Genomic DNA, 3,984 nt, shown 5'->3' with positions numbered 1-3,984 from the left:
GGACTCTGTGTAAGACAGTACATGGTTTTTTAACTGTGGTATGCGACGGTGGTGGAAGCAGAAACTTAAATCGTGAGGTTTAGGAATCGCCGCACTTTTAGGGCGGCGAGGATGTCAAAATAAGAATAAGTAATGTAAATTTTCTTAGAATCAGCCCCCATGCGTGTAATTCTCATGACCGGTAAAGGAGGCGTGGGTAAAACCTCCGTCGCCGCCGCTACAGGACTCCGCTGCGCCGAACTTGGCTATAAAACCCTAGTTCTCAGCACCGATCCCGCTCACTCTCTCGCTGACAGTTTCGATCTCGAATTAGGTCACGATCCTCGTTTGGTACGTCCCCATCTTTGGGGGGCAGAATTAGACGCACTAATGGAACTAGAAGGCAACTGGGGCGCAGTAAAACGTTACATTACTCAGGTATTGCAAGCTAGGGGTTTAGATGGAGTGCAAGCGGAAGAATTAGCGATTTTACCCGGAATGGATGAGATTTTCGGCTTAGTTCGCATGAAACGCCACTACGATGAGGGTACTTATGATGTGTTGATTATCGATTCCGCACCGACGGGGACAGCTTTACGATTGCTGAGTTTGCCAGAAGTGGGCGGTTGGTACATGAGAAGATTTTACAAACCTTTACAGGGAATGTCGGTGGCATTGCGACCACTGGTGGAACCTTTATTTCGACCGATCGCCGGTTTTTCCCTACCGGACAAGGAAGTTATGGATGCTCCCTACGAGTTTTATGAGCAGATCGAGGCTTTAGAAAAGGTTTTGACCGATAATACTCAAACCTCGGTACGTTTGGTGACAAACCCCGAAAAAATGGTGATTAAGGAGTCTTTACGCGCCCATGCCTATCTAAGTCTCTATAATGTTTCCACCGATTTGATTATTGCTAATCGGATTATTCCCGACAAAGTAACCGATCCTTTCTTTGCTCGTTGGAAAGAAAATCAACAGGGTTATAAACAGGAAATTTACGATAATTTTCATCCTTTACCAGTTAAGGAAGTTCCTCTCTACTCCGAAGAAATGTGTGGTTTACCCGCTTTGGAAAGACTGAAAGAAACTCTTTTTGCTGGGGAAGATCCGACTAAGGTTTATTACCAAGAAAACACCATTCGGGTAGTTCAAAAGGAAAATAATTACAGTCTGGAATTATATTTACCCGGCATACCCAAGGAACAAATACAGCTAAATAAAACTGGAGACGAGTTAAATATTCGCATCGGTAATCACCGTCGTAATTTAGTCTTACCCCAAGCTTTGGCAGCCCTGAAACCTTCCGGAGCAAAAATGGAAGATGATTACCTGAAAATCTCTTTTAGCAACGTGGTGAAAGTGTAATTTTCCCAGAGTAGGTGGGAAGCTTTTCAGTGATCAGTGATCAGTAATCAGTGAACTGAAAAATAACATCTGATACTAAATCTGGTTATTAAAGACTGATTATTTATTCCCCTTTTTGCATGAGTGCATGAGTAGAAAACGGGTTTCTCCGAGAAACCCGTTTTCTGTGCGTTACTCAACGGATTTAGTATGATAACTGATAGCTGTCTCCCATCAACCCTCTCGACTGGGAAATTAATTTTGCACGACTACTTAGGGTTTGCGGCAAAAAGTAGGGGCGAAGCATTCGGATAGAAAATCTATGATTTCAGCGATAGGTTATTGCCCGAATGCTTTGCCCTTACAGGACTTGAAAATCTTGCAGCTGCTTCGCCAAAAACGCCCCATCACCCCATCACCAGACAATTGACTTTTTCAGCCAACCTTACTGAGAATTTTCCCAGAAAAATCAAGAGAGCCATCTTTTTTCTAACCATGCCAGGACACTTTCAACATCTGCCACTTTTTCTCCTTCAGGTACGGGTGGACGTTGTACCATGACCACAGTTATTCCCAACTCCCTAGCGGCGATAATTTTGGCGTAGGTGGCATCACCGCCGCTGTTTTTACTCACGATCGCCCCAATCTTATATTCTTGTAAAAGAGAGCGCTCTGACTGTAAGGAAAAAGGCCCCCGTTCCAACAATAATTTTCCAATCGGTACGATGGCATCTGCTTCTGGAGGGTCAATCATCCGCATCAAAAACCAGATATTTTTTAGATGTGCATAACTTGCCAGTTCTTGCCGACCAATAGTGAGAAATATCCGCGGTGCTAACCCCGATAAAATACTCGCTGCCGCTTGATTGTTTTCTACTTCCATCCAATTATCTCCAGATACTTTTTCCCAAGCTGGACGACTTAACATTAATCGAGGAATACCACAATCCGAGGCAGCTTGAGCGGCATTAAAAGAAATTTGTGCGGCAAAGGGATGGGTGGCATCAATTAAACAATCAATGCCTTCTTGGCGTAGATAATTGGCTAACCCGGTGGCACCACCAAACCCTCCCCGGCGAGAAGGAGTTGTGAGGGTAATCGGTTCTCTCGTGCGACCGGCAAAGGAAGCGATGGCATCTATCCCCGGAATTGCCGCAATTTTAGCCGCTAATGCCGCCGCTTCCCCCGTTCCCCCTAAAATCAGCACTCTTTTATTTTTAGTCATCCAGCAATTGCCAAAAGGTTAACTAATTTTCCATCTTCCTATCTTGCCTTGCAAAGGAAAGAGATTGTTGGGGTTAGGTCACTCTACTTTTTCCCAAAAACGAGGAATCTGCGCTAAGTTACCAGAAAGTTTATTTTCCCAGCAGATGCTCAGAAGATAGACCATCAATCAAGACCAATTTAACTCTTTTTGTCGTTAGGACTTCCAAAAGTGACCAAAAACCAGCAAATTCTAGCAAAAATCGGGGGGGGGGTAGCCTTGCTCTCCTTCTTTCCTTGGGTTTAGGGCAACAAGCTTATGCTGTCACCCTCGTTGAGAACTTAAGTGAATCAACTGATGGCACAGGAAATATAAACTTTAACTTTTGGAATGGATCAAGCTTTACCACTGGTAGTAGCAGTTACAATCTTCAGTCTGCTACTCTTTTGTTCCAACAATTAACCGCCAGTCCCAACTTGTTTGTTCGTCTCTATAGCAACAGCAGTGGAACCCCCGGCACTTTGATAACCAGTTTTACTAACCCGGCTTCCATTACTACCTCTCTCGCCAATAACACCTTTACCCTGGCTACTCCGTACACATTATCTGAAACACCACTTACTGGTTAGTCAGTGGTGTTTCAGATAATGTCGGGAATTATCGATGGGGTTATACTACATCTTACGCTCAAACAGGACTCCCTGGCTGGACGATTGGTGATGGTTACGTTGAGAGTAACAATCAAGGGGGAGGTTGGACTTCTTTTCCTACTGATGGGCCTTACCAATTTAGCCTTGAGGGGACCGCTACTAACATCCCCGAACCGGGTTCCGTGGTTGCCTTGTTAGGATTGGGAGGATTAGGGTTAGCTTCTAGCCTGAAGAAACGGAAATAGGAACAGTAGGGTGGGGGCGACTCGATTCTCTTGTCTCGTGCCAAGGTTCCACCTGGCAATGGCAAAAGTCAGCGTCTCCCTCCCTTACCTGATAGGTTATAGCATTTTTCTTTATTCGTGGCAGACATCCTACTCCCCTCTCCCACCCCCGACCCCCCCGATGTCGGCGGGGCAGGGGGGTGAGGGCAATTAAGGGACTTGCGCTTTGATAATGTACCTTTTGGGCGAACGTAGTTCGCCCCTACATTGTGGACAAAATCCGTTACTGTAGGGGCGCAAGGCTTGGGCTCTCCGATAGATCAGGTTTGCCGATCACCCTAAGTAGGGGGAGAGCCTTCGAGATGTTAGGGACTTGCGCTTTGATAATGTACCTTTTGGGCGAACGCAGTGCGCCCCTACATTGTGGACAAAATCTGTTACTGTAGGGGCGCAAGGCTTGGGCCCTCCGATAGATCAGGTTTGCCGATCACCCTAAGTAGGGGGAGAGCCTTCGAGATGTTAGGGACTTGCGCTTTGATAATGTACCTTTTGGGCGACGCAGTGCGCCCCTACATTGTGG

At 46.0% G+C, this 3,984-nt stretch carries 4 protein-coding genes and 1 pseudogene; 4 read left to right on the top strand and 1 reads right to left on the bottom strand.

What is annotated here, in order from left to right:
* The first annotated feature begins 159 nt into the window (after window positions 1-159).
* Window positions 160-1,347 (top strand): TRC40/GET3/ArsA family transport-energizing ATPase, encoded by a 1,188-nt coding sequence (locus EWV66_RS02540; RefSeq protein ID WP_072927716.1) that lies wholly within the window; start codon window positions 160-162, stop codon window positions 1,345-1,347.
* 448 nt (window positions 1,348-1,795) lie between these two features.
* Here EWV66_RS02540 and EWV66_RS02535 read toward each other — a convergent pair whose 3' ends face one another.
* Window positions 1,796-2,551, bottom strand: a complete 756-nt coding sequence (locus EWV66_RS02535) for a cobalt-precorrin-6A reductase (RefSeq protein WP_072927714.1) — start codon at window positions 2,549-2,551, stop codon at window positions 1,796-1,798.
* A gap of 275 nt (window positions 2,552-2,826) precedes the next feature.
* Between EWV66_RS02535 and EWV66_RS02530 the strand changes: the two genes are divergently transcribed.
* From EWV66_RS02530 to EWV66_RS02520, 3 genes and pseudogenes are all read left to right on the top strand, one after another.
* On the top strand, window positions 2,827-3,159 hold the full coding sequence (locus EWV66_RS02530; RefSeq protein ID WP_249264985.1) for a choice-of-anchor R domain-containing protein: 333 nt from the start codon (window positions 2,827-2,829) through the stop codon (window positions 3,157-3,159).
* 41 nt (window positions 3,160-3,200) lie between these two features.
* Window positions 3,201-3,275: pseudogene (locus tag EWV66_RS02525) on the top strand (choice-of-anchor R domain-containing protein); the annotation flags it as partial.
* Window positions 3,276-3,362: 87 nt separating this feature from the next.
* Window positions 3,363-3,425 carry a hypothetical protein gene (locus EWV66_RS02520; RefSeq protein ID WP_249264986.1) on the top strand — a complete coding sequence of 21 codons (63 nt, stop codon included), beginning with the start codon at window positions 3,363-3,365 and terminating at the stop codon, window positions 3,423-3,425.
* The last annotated feature ends 559 nt before the right edge of the window (window positions 3,426-3,984 follow it).

The organism is Microcystis sp. M_OC_Ca_00000000_C217Col (assembly GCF_007095585.1).
In the GTDB taxonomy this organism is placed as follows: Bacteria; Cyanobacteriota; Cyanobacteriia; order Cyanobacteriales; family Microcystaceae; genus Microcystis; species Microcystis panniformis.
Note: the sequence above shows the minus strand (reverse complement) of the source record. Positions and strands in the feature narration are given on the sequence as shown.